At 76.0% G+C, this 18,112-nt stretch carries 8 protein-coding genes; 5 read left to right on the forward strand and 3 right to left on the reverse strand.

Translation table 11 applies throughout. From position 1 onward, the window contains the following. Positions 1-106 precede the first annotated feature (106 nt). From AL2_RS21875 to AL2_RS21890, 4 genes are all read left to right on the forward strand, one after another. The gene (locus tag AL2_RS21875; protein WP_067636358.1) at positions 107-5,443 is read left to right on the forward strand and encodes an SDR family NAD(P)-dependent oxidoreductase; all 5,337 of its coding nucleotides are present in this window, start codon (positions 107-109) and stop codon (positions 5,441-5,443) included. Continuing rightward, complete coding sequence (locus tag AL2_RS37615) at positions 5,440-9,720, forward strand: type I polyketide synthase (RefSeq protein ID WP_067636361.1); 4,281 nt, start codon at positions 5,440-5,442, stop codon at positions 9,718-9,720. The genes AL2_RS21875 and AL2_RS37615 overlap by 4 nt, the downstream gene beginning before the upstream one ends. Further along, positions 9,717-10,925 carry a glycosyltransferase gene (locus AL2_RS21885; RefSeq protein WP_083946766.1) on the forward strand — a complete coding sequence of 403 codons (1,209 nt, stop codon included), beginning with the start codon at positions 9,717-9,719 and terminating at the stop codon, positions 10,923-10,925. The genes AL2_RS37615 and AL2_RS21885 overlap by 4 nt, the downstream gene beginning before the upstream one ends. A 114-nt stretch (positions 10,926-11,039) precedes the next feature. Continuing rightward, on the forward strand, positions 11,040-11,483 hold the full coding sequence (locus tag AL2_RS21890) for an OsmC family peroxiredoxin (protein WP_067636363.1): 444 nt from the start codon (positions 11,040-11,042) through the stop codon (positions 11,481-11,483). 9 nt (positions 11,484-11,492) lie between these two features. Here the strand turns inward: AL2_RS21890 and AL2_RS21895 are convergent, their stop codons facing one another. Both AL2_RS21895 and AL2_RS21900 read right to left on the reverse strand, forming a co-directional pair. After that, entirely contained in the window at positions 11,493-12,146 is a 654-nt protein-coding gene (locus AL2_RS21895; RefSeq protein WP_067636366.1) for a DUF1361 domain-containing protein, read from the reverse strand. 26 nt (positions 12,147-12,172) lie between these two features. Then, complete coding sequence (locus tag AL2_RS21900) at positions 12,173-14,935, reverse strand: ATP-binding protein (RefSeq protein ID WP_157438292.1); 2,763 nt, start codon at positions 14,933-14,935, stop codon at positions 12,173-12,175. 164 nt (positions 14,936-15,099) lie between these two features. Here AL2_RS21900 and AL2_RS21905 point away from each other — a divergent pair, with 164 nt between their 5' ends. Next, a complete protein-coding gene (locus tag AL2_RS21905) occupies positions 15,100-17,235 on the forward strand; it encodes a hypothetical protein (protein WP_083946767.1) in 2,136 nt (711 codons plus the stop codon). Here AL2_RS21905 and AL2_RS39330 read toward each other — a convergent pair whose 3' ends face one another. Further along, entirely contained in the window at positions 17,236-18,015 is a 780-nt protein-coding gene (locus AL2_RS39330; protein WP_067636370.1) for a M48 family metalloprotease, read from the reverse strand. It abuts the gene before it with no gap. Positions 18,016-18,112: the final 97 nt, after the last annotated feature.

Consider the following 18,112-nt stretch of genomic DNA (forward strand, 5'->3'; position numbering starts at 1 on the left):
TGCCGCCAGCAACACGCCCATAGGTGTGTCGTCTCGGTAATCAACGTGTCGCCGACCGTAGTGTGGCGCTCCGTTGTTGGCGCACGGGACGTCGGGGGGCCGAAGCATGACGGCGGACACGGGCGAATACGGCATGTCCCGGGGGCACCCGGCCCCCGGGGAGATCATCGGGGCCGCTCCGTCCGGCCGTCCCGAGCCCCACCTCGCCGTGGCCGTCGCGCGCGCGGGCGGGACGGGGGTCCTCGACCTGGGCGCCGACCGGGCGCCCGCCCTCGCCGCCCTCGCCGACGTGCGCCGCTGGTGGACGGGCCCGTTCGGCGTCCGCGTCCGGCCCGGCTGCGGTGTCCGCGCGGCGGAGATCCCGCCCGCCGCCGCCACCGTCGTGGTGGACGCCGCCGCGCTGGCGGCCGACGGCTGGCTCGACGTCGCCGGGATCGCCCGCGGGCGCCGCCTGCTGATCGAGGTCGCGGATCCGGCGGACGCGGCCGCCGCCGTCCGTGCCGGGCGCGGCCTGACCGACGACGTGGGCATCATCGCGCGCGGTGGCGAAGGCGGCGACCTGACCACGTTCATCCTGCTCCAGCGGCTCCTCGCCGACGTCGACGTCCCGGTGTACGCGGCGGGCGGCATCGGCCCGCACACGGCCGCGGCGGCGGTCGCCGGGGGCGCGGCCGGGGTCGTCCTGGACGAGCAGCTCGCCCGCGTCCGCGAAATGGACCCGTCCGGGCACGACGCGGCGGCACCGCACGACGCGGCGGTACCGGCCCTCGCGCACCGGTACAGGACGGCCGGGGGAGTGGTCCGGGCCGTCCGCGAGCAGATCGTCGCGCATCTCCGGGCCGCCGTCCGGGTCGAGCCGCTGGCCCCGCGTCCCGATCCCGTCGTCGTCCAGGGGCCGATGACGCAGGTCAGCGACCGGTCGGCGTTCGCGGGCGCGGTCGCGCAGGAGGGCGGCCTGCCGTTCCTGGCGCTCGGCCCGATGGACGCCGGCCGGGTGCGGGCCCTGCTGCGGGAGACCGCCGACCGGCTCGGCGGCCGGCCCTGGGGCGCCGGAATCCCCGGGAACGCGCCGCCGGAGCTGCGCGCGGAGCAGCTCGCCGCCGTCCGGGCCGCCCGGCCCCCGTACGCGATCATCGGCGCGGGGCGCCCGGCGGAGGCCGCGCCGCTGGAGGCCGCCGGGATCAGCGTGTACCTGCAGGTCCCGTCCCCGGAACCGCTCGGGCGGTTCCTCGACGAGGGCGCGCGGAAGTTCGTCTTCGCGGGCGGCGAGTGCGGCGGCCCGGTCGGACCGCACGCGAGCTTCCCGCTCTGGGACGCGCAGGTCGAGCGGCTGATGGCGTTCGGCGGCGACGCCGGCGAGCTGTCGGTGATGTTCGGCGGCGGCGTCCACGACGAGCGGTCCGCCGCGATGGTCGCTGCGCTGGCCGGGCCGCTGGCCGCGCGCGGCGCCGCCATCCGCGTCCTGATGGGCACCGCCTACCTGTTCACGCCGGAGGCGGTCGCGGCGGGCGCGATCATGCCCGGCTACCAGGACGTCGCGCTCGCCTGCGCGGCGACCGTCCTGCTGGAGACGGCCCCGGGGCAGGCGATCCGTTGCGCCCGCACCCCCTACACCGAGACGTTCGAGGAGACGCGGCGCGAGCTGGAACAGGCGGGAACGCCGCGGCAGGAGGTGCGGCGCCGCCTGGAGAAGCTGAACGCCGGGCGGCTGCACCTCGCGAGCCGGGGCCTGCGGCTCGACCTGCCGGTCGACCCCGTCCGGCAGCGGTCCGAGGGCATGTACGCGATGGGGCAGGTGGCGGTGCTGCGCTCGGCCAGAACCGGGATCGCCGCCCTGCACGAGCAGGTCACCGCCGGCGCGACCGCGTTCCTCGCGGCGCGCGCCGCCGAGCTGGGCATCGGCGCGCACGAGCCCGGAGGGGACGCCCCGAGCCCGGCCGACATCGCGATCATCGGGATGGGCTGCGTCCTCCCGGGCGCCCGCGACGCGGACGGCTACTGGGCGAACATCGTCGGCGGCGCCGAGGCCGCGTCCCCCTCCCTCCCCGACGTCCCGTTCGACGCGGAGGCGCACGGCATCGCACCGGACGCGCTCGGCGGCATCGACCCGATCCAGCTCCTCTCGCTGGAGACCGCGTCCCGCGCACTGCGCGACGCCGGCTACGCCGACCGTCCGTTCGACCGGTCCCGGACCTCGGTGTTCTTCGCCGCCGAAGGCGGCGGCGATCTCGGCACCGCGTACGCCCTGCGCGCGACGCTCCCGGCCTACTTCGGCGGTCTCCCGCCCGGCCTGGACGAGCAGCTCCCGCACCCGGCCGGGGAGTCCCTCGACGGCGTCCGCCCCGGCGCGGTCGCCGCGCGGATCGCCGACCGGCTCGGCCTCGGCGGCGCCGCCTGCACCGTCGCCGCCTCGTCCCTCGCCGCGCTCGACGCCGCCTGCAAGGACCTCGCCGCTGGCTCCAGCGCCATGGTGCTCTGCGGCGGCGCCCACCTGTGCGACCGCGTCCACGGCCAGCCGCCGCCCCCGTCCGGCGAGGGCGTCGCGTGCGTCGTCCTCAAGCGCCTCGCGGACGCCGAGCGCGACGGCGACCGGATCTACGCGGTGGTCCGGTCGGTCGCCGGATCCACCGGCCGGCCGGCGCTGGACCGCGCGCACGAGCGTGCGGGCGTCCCGCCGTCGGCGGTCGGGCTGGCCGAGACGGACGGCCGCGCCGGGCTGATCAAGGCCGCGTACGCGCTGCATACGGGCGTGCTTCCGGGGACGTCCGAGCGCGGGGCCCGCCCGTGGCCCGTCCGTCCCGGCGAGCGGTTCGCCGGGGTGGGCGGAGCCGGGGTCGGCCGCGCGCACTTCCACGCCGTCCTCTCCGGCTACGAGGGCGCTCCCGAACCGGTGTCGGGGCTCGCCGAGTGGCCCGCCGAGCTGTTCCTGATCCGCGCGGGCGACCGGGCCGCCGCACGGGAGGAGATCGACCGGCTGTCGCGCCTGCTGGACGGGGAGCCCCGGCTGCGCGACCTCGCCCGGACCGCCGCGTCGCTCGAAGGCCCGGTCCAGGCGGCGTTCGCGGCCTCCGGGCCGGACGACCTCCGGGAGAAGCTCGCCCTCGCCGCGCGGTTCCGTCCGGCCCCCGGCGTCCACATCGGACCCGGCGAGCCGGGCCAGGTTGCGTTCCTCTTCCCGGGCGAGGACGGACGGCCCGGCATGCTCGCCGACCTCTTCGCCGCCTTCCCCCGGCTCCAGCGCCTCCTGCGCCTGGCCGGCGGGCGGCACGAGGGCACCGGCATCGCGGGGCTGGCCGTGCACCGGCTGCTCACCGCCGTCGGCGTCCACCCGGACCTCGCCGCCGGCCAGGGCCAGGGCGAGCTCGCCGCGCTCTGCGCCGCCGGGGTCATCGACGACACCGGCATGATCGAGGTCGGCGCGGCGTGCGCCGGCGCCACCCCGTCCCGCGACGACCTCCTCGGCCGCGACCTCCGCTCGCCCGCCTTCCCGGTCTGGGCGAACACGACCGCCCGCCCGTACGAGACGGGCCCGTCCGATCTGGCCGCGGCTCCGGCCGCGCCCGTCCGCGTCGCCGAGCAGATCGAGGCGATGTACGGCGCGGGCGCCCGCACGTTCGTGGACACGGGCCCCGGGCGCGCCCTCGCCGAGCTTGCCGGCACGGTCCTCGGCGACCGGCCGCACACCGCCGTGAGCTGCGCCGCTCCCGGCGAGAACGGCCTGGTGGCGCTGTTGCGCGCGCTCGCCGAGCTGGCCGCCGCCGGTGTCCCGGTCGACCCGCTGCCCCTCTTCGCCGGACGCGGCGCCCACCCGCTCACCGGCCCTCCCGCCGCGCCCGGCTGGCTCGTGAACGGCCATCATGTGCGCACCGCCGGCGGCGACTACCCGGCCGGAGCCCTCCGCCCGCCGGAGCGCGTCGCGGACGTCCGCCCGGCCGACCCCGCCGTGCTGGCGTACCTGCGCACCGGCCGGGAGATCATCGCGGCTCAGCGCGAGGTCGTCCTGCGGCATCTGGCGGCGCCCGTCCCGGCGGCCCGCCCGGACCCGCCCGCCGAGCCGCCGCGTCCGAGCGTCCCGCCGCCGGCCAGGACCGGCGCCCACGTGCGGACCATGGCCCTGTCCGGCGGCCCCGCCCCGGCCGCCCGGGAGGAACCGGCGGCGGAGGCCGCGGCCGTCCCGGCGGGGAGGCGCGAGGCCGACCGGCAGGTGTGGCCGCGTCCGGAGGCGCCGATCGCCCGCCGGGTGGTGCGCCGGGTTCCGCGGGTCGTGGACCTCGATCCGCTGCCCGCGCCGCCGGAGTCGGGGACGGCCTTCGCCGGGCGGCGGTTCGTCCTCGTCGACGACGGCTGCGGCATCGCGCTGGAACTGGGCGGCCTGCTCGAACGCCACGGCGCGCAGGCGCGGACAGCGCAGGACGCCGACGGCCCGTGCGACGGGCTCGTCCATCTGGCGGCCCTGCGGCCGGGGGCGGCGAGCGTGCTGCCCCGGGCGTTCGCGGGGATCGGGCGGGCACTGTCCGGCGACCCGCGCTGGGTCGTCCTCGCGAGCGGGGCCGGCGGGACGTTCGGGCGCGGCTTCCACGGCGGCGTCGTCGGCGATCCGGTACCGGGTGCGGGCCTGCGCGGCCTGGCCCGGACGGTCGCGCGGGAGCGTCCCGAGGCGCTCGTACGGGCACTGGACCTGGACACCGAGGACACCCCGCGGGCGATCGCCCGGCGGATCATGGCGGAGCTGCTGGCCGCCGGCGCGCCGGTCGTGGTCGGGCACGAGGGCGGCCTGCGGCGCGGGCTCGAACTGCCGCCGTCCGGGCCGCCGGACGGCGACGGAGGCCCGGAGATCGGGCGGGACGGCGTCGTCCTGCTGACCGGCGGCGAGCACGGGGTCGCCGCGCGGACGGCCCTGGAACTGGCCCGGACGAGCGGCTGCCACATCGAGCTCATGGGCCGCGCCCCCGAATCGGACATGACGTTGGAGGCCCTGCGGGAGCACGCGGCGTCCGTCCGCTACCACGCGGGTGACGCGCAGGACCCGCAGGCCCTCCGGAACGCCGTCGAGAACGTCCGCCTGACGCACCGGCGCCTGGACGGAGTGATCCACGCGGCCGCGCTCGCCGGGACGCCGGAAGAGCCAGACCAGGCGTATCGGGCGAAGGTGGACAGCGCCGCCGCGCTCGCCGAGGCGCTCCCGCCGGACGCGGGATTCTTCGTCGTCCTCTGCGGCCTCGCCGGTGCCCCCGGCGACCGGGGACGGGCGGGCGACGCGGCGGCCGACGACGCGTGCGGAACGCTCGCGCACGCGTGGCGCAGGCGGCTGCGGGGACGGGTCCTCGTCGCCGGCCTCGACCCGTGCGCGCTGAGCGATCCGGACGCCTGCGCGGCGGCGCTGCTGCGGGAGATCGCGGGCGGCGGCGAGACGCACGTGGCGCTGACCGGGGAAGTCCGGTGAACGAGGACCGCGAGCCGATCGCGATCGTCGGCGCCGGGGCGGTGTTCCCGGGCGCCGGGTCGGCGGCCGAGCTGTGGCGCAACGTCCTCGCCGGGTTCGACGCGATCTCCGAGGTGCCGCCCAGCCGCTGGGACCCCGCGCTCTACTACGACCCGGACGCCTACGCGCGCGCCCCGGAGAGCGACCGCTTCTACTGCCGGCGCGGCGGGTTCGTCGACGAGCTGGCCACCTTCGACCCGGCCCGGTTCGGGATCCTGCCCGCGGCGGTGCGGGGCATGGAACCCGACCAGCTCCTCGCGCTGCGCACCGCCGGGGACGCGATCGCGGACGCGGGCGGCGACGAGCGGCTGCCCGACCGGTCCAGGATCGGCGTGGTCATCGGGCGCGGCGGCTACATCACGCCGGGCGTCGCCCGCTACGACCAGCGCGTCCGGACGTCCCACCAGGTCACCGCGATCCTCGCCGAGCTGGTGCCCGACCTCGGGGAGCGGCGGCTGGCGGAGATCCGCCGGGCGTTCTGCGAGCGGCTGGGCCCGGACGGCCCGGACGCGCCGATCGGGCTGGTGCCGAGCCTCGCCGCGTCGCGCATCGCCGGCACCTTCGACCTGCACGGCCCCGCCTACACCCTCGACGCGGCGTGCGCGTCGGCGCTGCTGGCGGTCGAGCACGCCGTGCGGGCGCTGCGCGGCGGCCAGGCCGACGCGATGCTGGCCGGGGCCGTCCACCACGCGCACCACGCCACCGTCTGGAGCCTGTTCAGCCAGCTGCGCGCGCTCAGCCCGAGCGAGACGATCCGCCCGTTCGACCGGGCCGCCGACGGCACCCTCCTCGCGGAGGGCACCGGGATGGTCCTGCTCAAGCGGCTGTCGGACGCCGAGCGCGACGGCGACCGGATCCACGCGGTCGTCCTCGGCGCCGGGTCGTCCAGCGACGGCCGCGCCACGAGCATCATGAGCCCGCTGGTGGACGGGCAGGTCCTCGCGGTCGAGCGCGCCTGGCGCGACGCGGGCCTCGACCCGGCGGAGCCCGGCGCTGTCGGGCTCGTCGAGGCGCACGGCACCGGCACCCCGGCGGGGGACGAGGCGGAGCTGGCGACGCTGCGCCGCGTCCTCGGCGCGGGCGGCGGCACGGGGGGCCCGCCGATCGGGCTCGGCACCGTCAAGTCGATGATCGGGCACGCGATGCCCGCCGCCGGGATGGCCGGGCTGATCAAGGCGGCGTTCGCGCTGCGCGACGGCGTGCTGCCGCCGACCCTGCACGTGGACGACCCGCATCCGGCGCTGGCGGACGTCAGGCTCCGGCTCGTCCGGGAGACCGCCGAGTGGGAGCGGCACGGCGGCGGCCCGCGGCGGGCCGTGGTCAACGCGTTCGGGTTCGGCGGGGCGAACGCGCATCTCGTCCTGCAGGAGCCGCCGGCGCAGGCCGTCCGGCGCGCGCGGCGGCGCGGGCTCGGCGCGCCGCTGGACGGCGAGGCGGTGCTGCGGCTCGCCGCGCGCACGACCGGGGAACTCGCCGAGGCCCTGGCCGCCCCCGACGAGGAACTGCTGGCGCAGGTCGCCGGGGACGTCCCCGACCTTCCGTGCCGGCTCGCCATCGTCGGCCCGACACCGCGCAGGCTCGACCTGGCGCGGGCCGTCCTTCAGCGCGGCACCGCCTGGCGCGGCCGCAGCGACGTGTGGTTCTCCCCCCGGCCGCTGCTCGCGGACGGCGGGCGGCTGGCGTTCCTGTTCCCCGGATTCGAGCCCGCCTTCGACCCGCGCGTGACCGACGTCGCCGAGCACTTCGGGCTGCCGGACCCCGGGCTCACCGGCCGCACCGACCTGCTCGGGCACGCCGCCGACGTCCTGGGCGCCGGGCGGCTGCTGGCCGCCGCGCTCGCCGAGCTGGGGGTCGAGGCCGACGTCATGGCGGGGCACAGCCTCGGCGAATGGACGGCCATGGCCGCCGCCGGGATGTGCGACGCGGGCGCGCTCGTCCGGGACCTCGACGGCGCCGCGCTCGAAACGCCCGACGCCGTGTACGCGGCGCTCGGCTGCGGCGCGGCGCGGGCGCAGGAGGCCGCCGCGGCGGGGTCCGGGGTCTTCGTCAGCCACGACAACTGCCCGCACCAGTCGGTGATCTGCGGCCCCGCCGGAGCGGTCCGGGAGATCCTCGGGCGGCTCGCGTCCGAGGGCGTCCTCGGCACCGAACTGCCGTTCCGGACGGGCTTCCACACGCCGCTGGCGGAGGCGTTCGAGAAGCAGGTGCGGCGCTCGTTCGAGGCGCTGGAGATGCGCGAACCCCGCGTCCCGGTGTGGTCGGCGTCGACGGCGGCGCCGTTCCCGCGCGGGGCCGAAGCGGTCCGCGACCTCGCGGTCCGGCACCTGCTCGAACCCGTCCGGTTCAGCGAGCTGATCGAGGAGCTGTACGGCGCGGCGCACGTGCGGGCGTTCGTCCAGGTCGGGCCGGGCGGGCTGACCGGGTTCGTCGCCGACCGGCTCGGCGAGCGCGAGCACCTCGCGATGGCCGTCAACGTGCCGAAACGGGACGGGATGGCGCAGCTGCGCCGGGTCGTCGCGGCGCTGTGGGCCGAGGGCTACGGCGCCTCCGCGCCGCCCGCGCCCGCCGCCGGCATGCGGCTCGACCTCGGCACGCCGCTGGTCAGGCTGGACGGGGCGGTGGAGCCGATCCGGCTCGCGCCCGGTGTCCCCGCGCTGCCGGCCGACGATCCCGTCCTGGCGGAGCTGGAGGCGCTGCTCAACGACGCGGCGAGCGGGGCGCAGTCCGTCCTGGAGGCGCTCGGGGGCGGGCCGTCGTCCGCAGCGGCCGGGGAGCCGTCGCCGGGGGCCGCCGAGCTGAGCGTCTCCCGCGTCTTCTCGGTCGAGGCGATGCCGCACCTGGCCGACCACTGCCTGGTCCCGCAGGCCCCCGGCTGGCCTGACATGTCGGACAGGTTTCCGATCGTCCCGCTGGCCACGCTGGTCGAGATGATGGCCGGCACGGCGCGCGAGCTGCTGCCCGACATGGTCGTCGTCGGGTTCGAGGACGTCCGCGCCTTCCGGTGGGTCGTGGCCAACCCGCCGACGACCGTCGACATCCGCGCCTACCTCGTCGACGACGGCGACCGCCCGCGCAGGGTGAAGGTCGTCATCCCGGACTACGCGGACGGGACGGTCCTGCTCGCCGAGCACTACCCCATGTCGCCCGCCCCGGACCGCTCGCCGCTCACCATCGAGGGGCCGCCCATAGTCACCGCTGAGCGGCTGTACGAGGAGCGGTGGATGTTCCAAGGCCCGCTCTTCCGCGGCATCAGCGAGATCACGGCGCTGGCGGAGGACGGTGTGCGCGCCGTCCTGACCGCGTTGCCCACGCCGGGCGCGCTGATGGACAGTGCCGGGCAGCTCTGCGCGCACTGGATCCAGGTGTACGGCGACACCAACCAGACCGTGTTCCCGGTGGGGATCGAACGGGTCCTGCTGTACGGGCCGTTGCCGTCCGCTGGGGAACGCCTGGACACGACCATCTGGAACCAGTCGCTCACGGACACGACCATGCGCTGCTCAGCGGAGTTGGTCCGCGAGAACGGAACGGTGTGGGCACGCATCGACGGCTGGACCGCGCACCGCTTCTACAGCGACGAAGCCCTCTGGCGGATGAAGTTCACTCCCGAGGTGTCGGGCACGGGTGAGCCCCAGCCCGGCGGCTGGACGCTGGCCCGCAAGCGCTGGGACGGCACCGCGTCCCGGGACCTGCTGATGCGCCAGTACCTCTGCGCCGGTGAGCGCGCGGAGTACGACGCGCTTCCGCCGGTCGCGCAAGGCCCATGGCTGCTCGGGCGGATCGCCGCCAAGGACGCCGTGAGGGACCACCTGTGGCGCAACGGCCACGGCCCCCTGTTCCCCGCGGAGCTCACCGTCCAGGACGGGCCGACTGTAACGGGGCCTTTCGACGAGCCCCTGACCGTCTCGATCGCCTCGGACGCCGAACTGGGCGTGGCCCTGGTGCGGCCCGGTCACGGCCCGGCCGGCATCGGGCTCGCCGTCAACGAGAACAACGCACGGGTGCGCGCGGCCAAGCAGGCGGTGCTGCAGTCGATGGACACGCAGTCGATGAACACGCAATTGATGAACTCAGGGGCGAACCGTCCCGACATGGTGGTCACCGTCGCCGACGCCGAACGGCTCCTCATCGCCGCCGGCGGCACGGTCACCACGGTGCAGACCCGCGAACTCGACGGACACGTCGTCGCCTGGACGACCGCGTCCGGCGGAACGGACATGGAGGAAAGCCGAGCATGACCCAGCGCCGCACGAGCGCCCGCCGCGTCCAGGTCCCGTCGATCCTCGGCGAGCCGGGAATCCAGCGGGTGCGGGCACCGGAACGCCGCTTCCTGTTCGCCGTCCCGCCGCTCACCGGCCGCATCGCCCCGGCGCAGGCGGTCGCCGCCGAACTCGCCCGCCGCGGCCACAAGGTCGCCTGGACGGGGCACCGCCCGTCGCTGGAGCCGCTGCTGCGGCCGGGCTCCCGCATCTTCGGCGCCGGGGACGACTTCGGCGCGGTCCGCGACCGCTGGCTGGAGCTGCGCGGCCTCGACGCCCTCCGCTTCCTGTGGGAGGACTTCCTCGTCCCGCTCGGCCACGCGATGATGCCGGGCGTCGAGCGGGCGATCGACCGGTTCCACCCGGACGTGGTGGTCTCGGATCAGGGCGTCCTCGCCGCGCCCGTCGCGGCCCGGCGCCGCGAGATCCCCTGGGCCACCTCCGCCGCGTCGCCCGCCGAGTTCACCCGCCCCCTCGCCGGCCTGCCCGAGGCCGAGGCGGAGATCCGCGACCACATCGGGGACTTCCAGCTCGACCACGGCATCGAGGACCTGCTCGACCTGCGCTTCTCCGACCACCTCACGCTGATCTTCTCCACCTCGGCGCTGGTCGGCGACACCTCGTTCTTCCCGGACCATTTCGCCTTCGTCGGCCCGGTGGCGGGCCGTTCCGCCCCGTGCGCGTTCCCGTGGGAGTGGCTGGACGGCCGCCCCGCCGTTCTCCTCACCCTGGGCCGGATCACCGGGCCGCCCGCCGGCCGGCTCTTCGAGGCCGCCGCGGAGGCCGTCCGCGACCTGGACGTCCAAGCGATCTTCGTGGCGGCCCCCGGCACCGCGGCGGCGCCGCCGAACGTCCTCGTCCGCGAGCGCGTCCCCCAGCACAAGCTCCTGGAACGCCTCTCCGCCGTCATCTGCCATGGCGGCCACGCCACGGTCTGCGCATCCCTCTCCCACGGGGTGCCGCTCGTGGCGGCCCCGATCCGGGACGACCAGCCGGTGATCGCCCGCCGCGTGGAGGCCGCCGGCGCGGGCATCTCCGTCGACGACCCGGCGGAACTCGGCACAGCCCTCGCCACCGTTCTCGCCGGCGGCCCGCACCGCGCCGCCGCCGAGGCGGCCCGTGCGACGTTCGCCTCCGCCGGAGGCGCCGCCGAGGCCGCCGACCGCCTGGAGAAGCTCGCCTGACCACCTGCGGGTGCTGCGCGGCGTCCGTCCTCTTGTTTTTTTCACAGATTTGACTGTAAAAATAGGTAAGGCAACGGAAAAATCTGTGCTCGGTCACGGTGGAAGGAGAGGGACATGGCGATCGCTGAGCGTACGGCGGAGACCACCTGGGAGGGCAGTCTGGCCAAGGGCAGCGGCACGCTGAGCGGTTCGACCGGCGCCTTCACCGGGCTGCCGGTGAGCTGGGACGCCCGGACCGCCCGGCCGGACGGGATGACGAGCCCCGAGGAGCTGGCCGCGGCCGCCCACTCGTCCTGCTTCGTCATGGCGCTCGCGCTGCGGCTCGGCGAGCACAAGGCCAGGCCGGAGCGGCTCACCGTGGCGGCGACCGTGACGCTGGACGAGGTGGACGGCGTGCCGACCATCGTCTCCTCGGCGCTGCGCGTCCAGGGAAAGGTGCCCGAGCTCGACGCCCCCGGCTTCCAGACCGCGGTGGACGAGGCGGCCGAGCTGTGCCCGGTGTCGCGGCTCTTCGCCGGCGCCGAGATCAGCGTCGAGGCCGAGCTCGTCAAGGACTGAGCCGCCGGGTCAGGACGTGAGCGTCGTGTGGAGGCGGCGGGCGCTCTTCAGGGTGGCGTCGAACGAGGCCTCGGCGATGGCCTTCGTCATGAAGTGGCACACCCAGGTGACGAGGAAGGTGCCCAGGATCAGCACCGGCGCCCACGTCCAGGTCAGGTGGACGACGATCCGCTCGATGGTGGCGTGCGGGTCGGCGACGGGCTCCCAGCTGTTGAGGCGGGCCCAGCGGCCGAGGAAGACGCCGATGGCGCAGAGGGCGTGCGCGGCCAGGGTGACCCGGCCGTTCCAGGCGCCGAGGCCGAGCCGGGTGAGGTGGCGGGTCGCGGCGGCCAGGGCCAGGTAGTACGCGAGGAAGCCCGATGCGATGAGGAGTGCGTAGACGGGCAGGATCGCGGTCACCACCGGGCCGCCGTGATCGGCGAGCACGATGTCGCGGCGCAGATGGACCAGGTCGGTGACGACATAGGGAGCATTCGGCAGAAACAGGACGAAGAGGGTCAGGCCCGTCCACCAGAAAGGCGACCGGGAAACGCGGTCGCCGCGGAAGAGGAGGAACGCGAGGCCGGCCGGAATCCAGGCCAGAAAGGTGTTCCAGCCCATCCACCAGGCGTCGCGGTGGAGGACGTCGATCAGGTTCGGTGCCACCTGTTCCAGAATCCCCATGCCTTCCATGGTGCCTGAGGCGCCGTCTAATCGGTGGAGATGAAGGAGCCGAGCAGGCCGTCCACGTTGCCGAGGCTGGCGGTGGCCTCGCGGAGGCGGCTGGGCCAGTCGGCGTCGGTGCGGGCCGCGCCCACGGCGGTTTCGATCGTCGCAGTCGAGCCCCAGAGCGCGAGGGATCGGGCGTCCAGGTCGCGTTGGTCGCGTTCCCACCAGGCGGTCACGTTGCTGAGCTGATCGGCGAGAGTGTCACCGGGAATGGTGCGCATGTAGACGGCTTCCCATGTGTCGCTAAGTGGGTGACGGCCGCCGTCGGGGTCCGTCTTGTGGGCTCTTTGCAGTTCCTCCAGGACGAGGCACCAGCGGTAAGGGGTGGCGACAAAGGTCATCTCGTCGCCGGCGCAGGAGTCGCCGTGCAGTGCCGCGACCAGATGGCGGGCCAGTTCGCCGGGAGCGGCGCGGGACGCGACGGCCGCGTCGACGGCGTGCGAGACGGTGCAGTCGCGGAGGCGGCGGGGCAGCCCGTCCAGGATCGAGGGGTCCGGGTCCGGGGCGCCCCAGCCGGTCAGGTGCGCGGCGGCGGCCAGCTCCGCCCACAGCACCAGTTCCGGGCGGTCGGCCACGGCGCGCTGGGCGGTGCGCATGTCGCGGAGGGTGCAGGGGGAGTCGCGGCAGTCCGCCCCGCAGGTGCCGCTCCGCGGGGTCACCAGGACGCCGGGGGAGGCGAGCGGCGCCGCGTGCTCCAACCCTGAGCCGTCCGGTATGCGCACGAGATGGGGGAAGTCCATGCCGTCGGTGAAAACCGCGCCCTCGCCGGGCGTGAGCGTGACGAGGAACTGCGACTGGGCGTCGGTGATGTTCATGGTGGCGCCGACCGCCTCCCGGTCGTCCCGCGCGGGCAGCCGGTGGACGATCTTGACGGCGGTGTTCTTGATGACGTCCGGGACGAGCTTGGACGGGATCTGCTCCGCCACGATCAGCCCCTCCCCGTACGCGCGGATCTCCGCGAGCAGGCTCGCGAACGTCTCCACGGCGTGCGACGCGGGGCCCGCCCGCTCGCTGCGGCGCAGCAGCCGGTGCGCCTCCTCGAACACGCTCAGATGCCGCAGGCCCGCCGCCCCGCCCTGCCGCATCCGCAGGTGCTCCACCAGGCGGACCAGGACCGTCCCCATCAGGAACGCCTTGTCGCGGTCATCGCCGACGTCCTCGATCTCCAGGACGACGTTGCGGGCGAGCAGCGCGTCGAAGTCGATCGGGTGGCCGCCCTCGAAGAACCGCCCGGTGGTGCCGAGCCGGAGGCTGGACAGCCGCACCCGGATGAACCCGCGCACGTTGTCGGTGATCTCCTGCCCGTAGCCGATGTCGGTGACGACCTCCTCGGCGACGGCCTGCAGATCGGCGAGGGTCGGGTAGCGCGGGGACGTCCCCGCGACGGCCGGCTCGCCGAGCGCCAGATCCCACCCCAGCCGCTCGTAGCAGCGGGTCAGCGCCGCCGACAGCACCTGCGGGAACGGCTCGTCCGCCTCGAACGCGGCGAGGAACAGCGCGCGGACGAGGTCGGCGTGCGTCTGCAGCGGGAACGGCCTCCCCTCCGGGCCGTGCGCCGGTTCGAGGGGGTTGATCCCGGCCGCGATCGCCTCCGCGTCGCCCGGCCGGATCGCGACGACCTCCGCGCCCGGCAGCCCCGCCGCCGACAACCCCGCAGCCGACAATCTGGACGCCATCAGCCGGTACTCGGCCTTCGCCGGCTCCACGACCAGCCACGGCAGCCGGGCGGCGGAGGCTGCGGTGAGCAGCGACCGGATCGTCTGCGACTTGCCGGCGCCCGTCGCCCCGCACACGAACGTGTGCCGGTTCAGGCTCGGAAGAGGCAGCGACAGCGACCCGACCTCGCGGCGGTTGCGGTCCAGGACCCGCCCGAGCGGGACCCCGTCGCCCGCCGACTCGGGCGTGACGTCGAACTCCGGCCGCATCACGAACCGGACCCCGGGGACCTCCCGGACGGGCGGCCGCGCCAGCGCCGCCACCAGCCGCGTGCTCGCCTCGAACGGCCCCTCCGCACCCGGCACCAGCGCGTACGGCAGCCCGGTCAGGTCGGCCGACGCGCACACCAGCGCCGCCACCCGCACGGCGGCCTCCGGCGTCGCGGCCCCGGCCATCAGGTGCACGCGCCACAGCCCGGACGTCGCCGACCGGCGCAGCTCCCGGTGCCGCCGCTCCATCCGGACGGCGGTCACCGACTCCTCCGGCGACATCTCCGCCATCGACTGGGCGCGCTGCTGGCGGTCGGCGAGGTCGTCGGCGAGGCGTCCGGCCTCGGACGCGTCCACGGGCTCGGCGACCAGCAGCCAGGCGAACGGCTGCATCCACACCGAGAGCAGGCCGTCCTCCAGGGACGGCCGCGCGGGCTCCTCCTGGAGCCCGTCGTCGACGAGCAGGCCGTCCGCGATGCCGCCGATGCCGACCCAGTGCGGCATCGACTCCTCGGCGACGCCGTCCGGGAGCATCACCCCGCGCCCGCCCGCGGGCAGGCTCAGCGTCGCCGTGCGCCCGCCATGGTCGGCGACGAGCCCGGCCCCGCCGACGAACACCTCCGTGGGGCCGGACGCCGCCGCGCGCCGCCAGCCGACCAGCACCGGCTCCCCGCCCGCGTGGTACGCCGACACCAGCGCCGCGAGCCGCTGGTCGCGCCACTCGTCCCGGCCGTCCGCCCGGTCGGGACGGGGCACCTCCAGCAGCCGGCACACCGGCAGCCCGCGCAGCAGCTCCCACATTTCCGTCCCGCCCGCCATGGGGAGTCAGGCTATTGAGCAAGAGCCGCCGTGTGAAGGCCGATATCAGCCGGAGGGCCTGACAAGTCCCCTGTCAATCTGCTTTGGTGGTCAGCGGCATCGCCGCGCGGGCCTGGAGGCGTGACGATCGAGTCGGCACCCGAGCGGAAGCGGGGTTCAGCGTCGTGACGGGCGAACCGGTCGATCACGGGGGGCTGCTGTCACGCCGCGAGCGGCTCTTCAGCCCCGAGCCGCGCCTCGGATGGGTGTTCCGCGACCGGTGGTGGTTCCTGACGCCGTTCCCGGAGGCGCCGCCCCGGCGGCAGGCTCTTCCGGAGTACCTGGCGCGCCGTGTCGCCGAGACGGAGCGGGCCGCGCAGCGCAGGCTGCGCCGGACGCTCCCGGTCAGCGCCGCCGCCGCCCTCGTCCTGGTCATGTTCGCGGCGTGCTCGGCCGGCGCCTCGGCGAACCTCTCGATCGGGTCGCTGCTCCTCGCCGTCATCGCGGTGGCGCCGGGCGCGGCGCTGACGTGGTGGGCCGTCCGGCAGCGGCAGGCCGCCCGCCAGGCCCACGAGCTGGCCCAGAAGCAGGTCGCCGGGGGCTACCAGGAGCAGGCGCGGCAATGGCACGCGCGCAAGCAGGCCCACGACGCGGGGGAACGGGCGCGGCTCGACGGGCTGCCCGAGTGGGGCGCGGCCCCGCGGCCCGGCCGCCGCCTGGACGTGTTCGGCGGGACGCTCTGGGCCTGGGAGGCGCTGCTCACCACGTACGGGACGTCCGCCCTCGCCGTGCAGCCGCTGCTGGTGATCGACCTGTCCCGGGAGGTCGTCAGCCGCGAACTGGTCGAGCTGGCCCGCGCCGCCTGGATGGGCGTGGACGCGCAGTTGCTGCCCAGCCGCCAGGCGTCCTCCAGCCTGCTGGCCGACATGCCGCCGCAGGAGCTCGTGGACGCGATCGTGGAGTCCATGCACGGCGGCACCCCCGACGCCGCCCGCGCCGAGCGGAGCATGGACGACCGGATCCTGACCAAGGTGTGCGGCGCCCTCGGCGACGACATCACCCTCGCCCGGATCGCTGCGGCCCTGCGCGTCCTGATGGGGGAGCCCGACGAGGGGGAGGCCCTGACCCGCGACGAACGGCGGCGCATCGCGGGTGAGCTGTTCACCGTGGAGTACCGGCGCCAGGCGCATGCGAACCTGTCGCGTATCGAGTCGTACGTCCACCCGCTGGAGAACCTCGGCACGGAGCCGTCCAAGGCGGGCGCGGGGTACCTGACCTGCATCGCGCTGGACAGCCAGGCCCGGAACGTGCGGTCCGAGCTGCTGACCGACCTGATCGTCCAGTGGGTCACGCACCGGATCACCGCGTCCTGGGAGTCGACACCCGCGCTGGTGATCGCCGGCGCGGACGAGCTGGCCCGCCGCCACCTGGAGCGGCTGTCGGACGCGTGCGAGCGGCGCGGCGTCCCGCTGACCCTGCTGTTCCGGCGGCTGCGCGAGACGTCCGCCGAGCTGATCGGCGGCGGCGCGGTCGCGTTCATGCGGCTCGGCAACCACGAGGACGCCGTGCGGGCCGCCGACTTCATCGGACGCGACCACCGGTTCGTCCTGTCGCAGGTCACGAAGAACGTCGGCGGGAACGAGTCGCACACGTCCACCGACACGCGGGGCGAGGGCGACGCGGAGACGCGCAGCGCCAGCCGCACGACGGGAACGTCCCGCAACTGGGGGACGAGCAGCTCGTCCGGAGTCAGCTACTCGGGCGGCGAGATGTTCGGGCTGTTCCCCGACCGTGCGACCTCCAGCCAGCGCGGCCGGAACCGGGGCGGTGCCACCAACCAGAGCGACACCGAGGGAACCGCGACCTCCACCTCCCGCAACTGGTCGGCCGCCTACGCCTACGCCGAGGGCACCAACTGGAGCGACGCCGACACGACCCAGCGCGTGTACGAGTACGTCGTCGAACCGGTCACCCTGCAGCACCTTCCCGACCACGCGCTGCTGCTCGTGCGGTCCGAGCCCGGCGGGGGCCGCACCGTCACGCCCGTCGAATGCGATCCGGCGATCATCACGCTGGACCGCGTCGCCACCGGCCCGCTCCCGGCCCCGCCCGCCCCGCGCCAGGCCCTCCCCGGCCCGGCAGCCCTGTCCCGGCAGCCGCCGCAGTGGTCCTCCCCGCCCCCGCAATGGGCCACGCCTCCCGCGCCACCGCCCCCGCGGGCGCCTCTCCCGTCCGACTCCGGCCCCCCGCCCGGCCCTCCACCCGGCCACCGGCCCGGACCCCGCCAGGGACCGCCGCCGCTCTGGGGCGGCGAGAACTGATCATCCGAGCCGGCGCCGCAGCCCCTGAGCCCGCCGGACGAGGTCGAGCGGCAACCCGTGCCGCGCATGCTCGATGCGATCCTCCACGGCCGCGACGAGTTCGGCGCCGAACCCGATCCGCACGGCCACCGCGTCCGCGCGCCCCTCCCCGCGCCCGCCCAGCAGCCGCGCACCGATCGCGGCGACGCGTGCGACGGCGGCCGGCAGCGCCACGACCGCCGTGACCGCCGTGGCCGACACCGCCAGCAGGAACACGAGCACGAACCCGATCGGCCGGTGCCACGCGACGGCCCGCTTCCACATCGGGCCGATCGGCGACCACGACCTGCGCAACGTCCACATCAGCGCCCGGCTCGGCAGCGTGACCTGCGCGTGCACGAACGCCGGGACCGCCCGCCACCCGAGGAGATGCCCCAGCTCATGGGCGAGCACGGCCTCCAGCCGCCCGGGCGGCAGCGACCGCGCCGACGCCGACGTGACCGCGACCGTCCGCCCGGACGGCACGCAGGCGTTCAGCGCCTCCGACTCGACGACCACCAGTCGGTAGCCGGCCCCCGCGCGGCGCTGGACGTCCCGCCACGCCTGCTCCAACTGGACGCGCTCCGCACTGGTCGGCTCCCGGTACCCGTACACGCGGCCCGCCCCGAGCGGCGCCACCAGCACGACCCCCCACACGGCGACGACGGCCACCGCGCCCCAGAGCGGCCACACCGCATGCAATCCGAACGCGACGGCCGCGACAACGACGGCCTCCGCCCCCACGACGCCCGCGACCGGCACCCCGCCCCGGCCCGCCCCGCCCCGGCCGGGCGGCAGATGGCGCCCGGCCTCAGAACCCCGCCCAGGCGGCAACCCGCGCCCCGGCACGGCCGGCGCC

The organism is Actinomadura latina NBRC 106108 (genome assembly GCF_001552195.1).
GTDB lineage: Bacteria > Actinomycetota > Actinomycetes > Streptosporangiales > Streptosporangiaceae > Spirillospora > Spirillospora latina.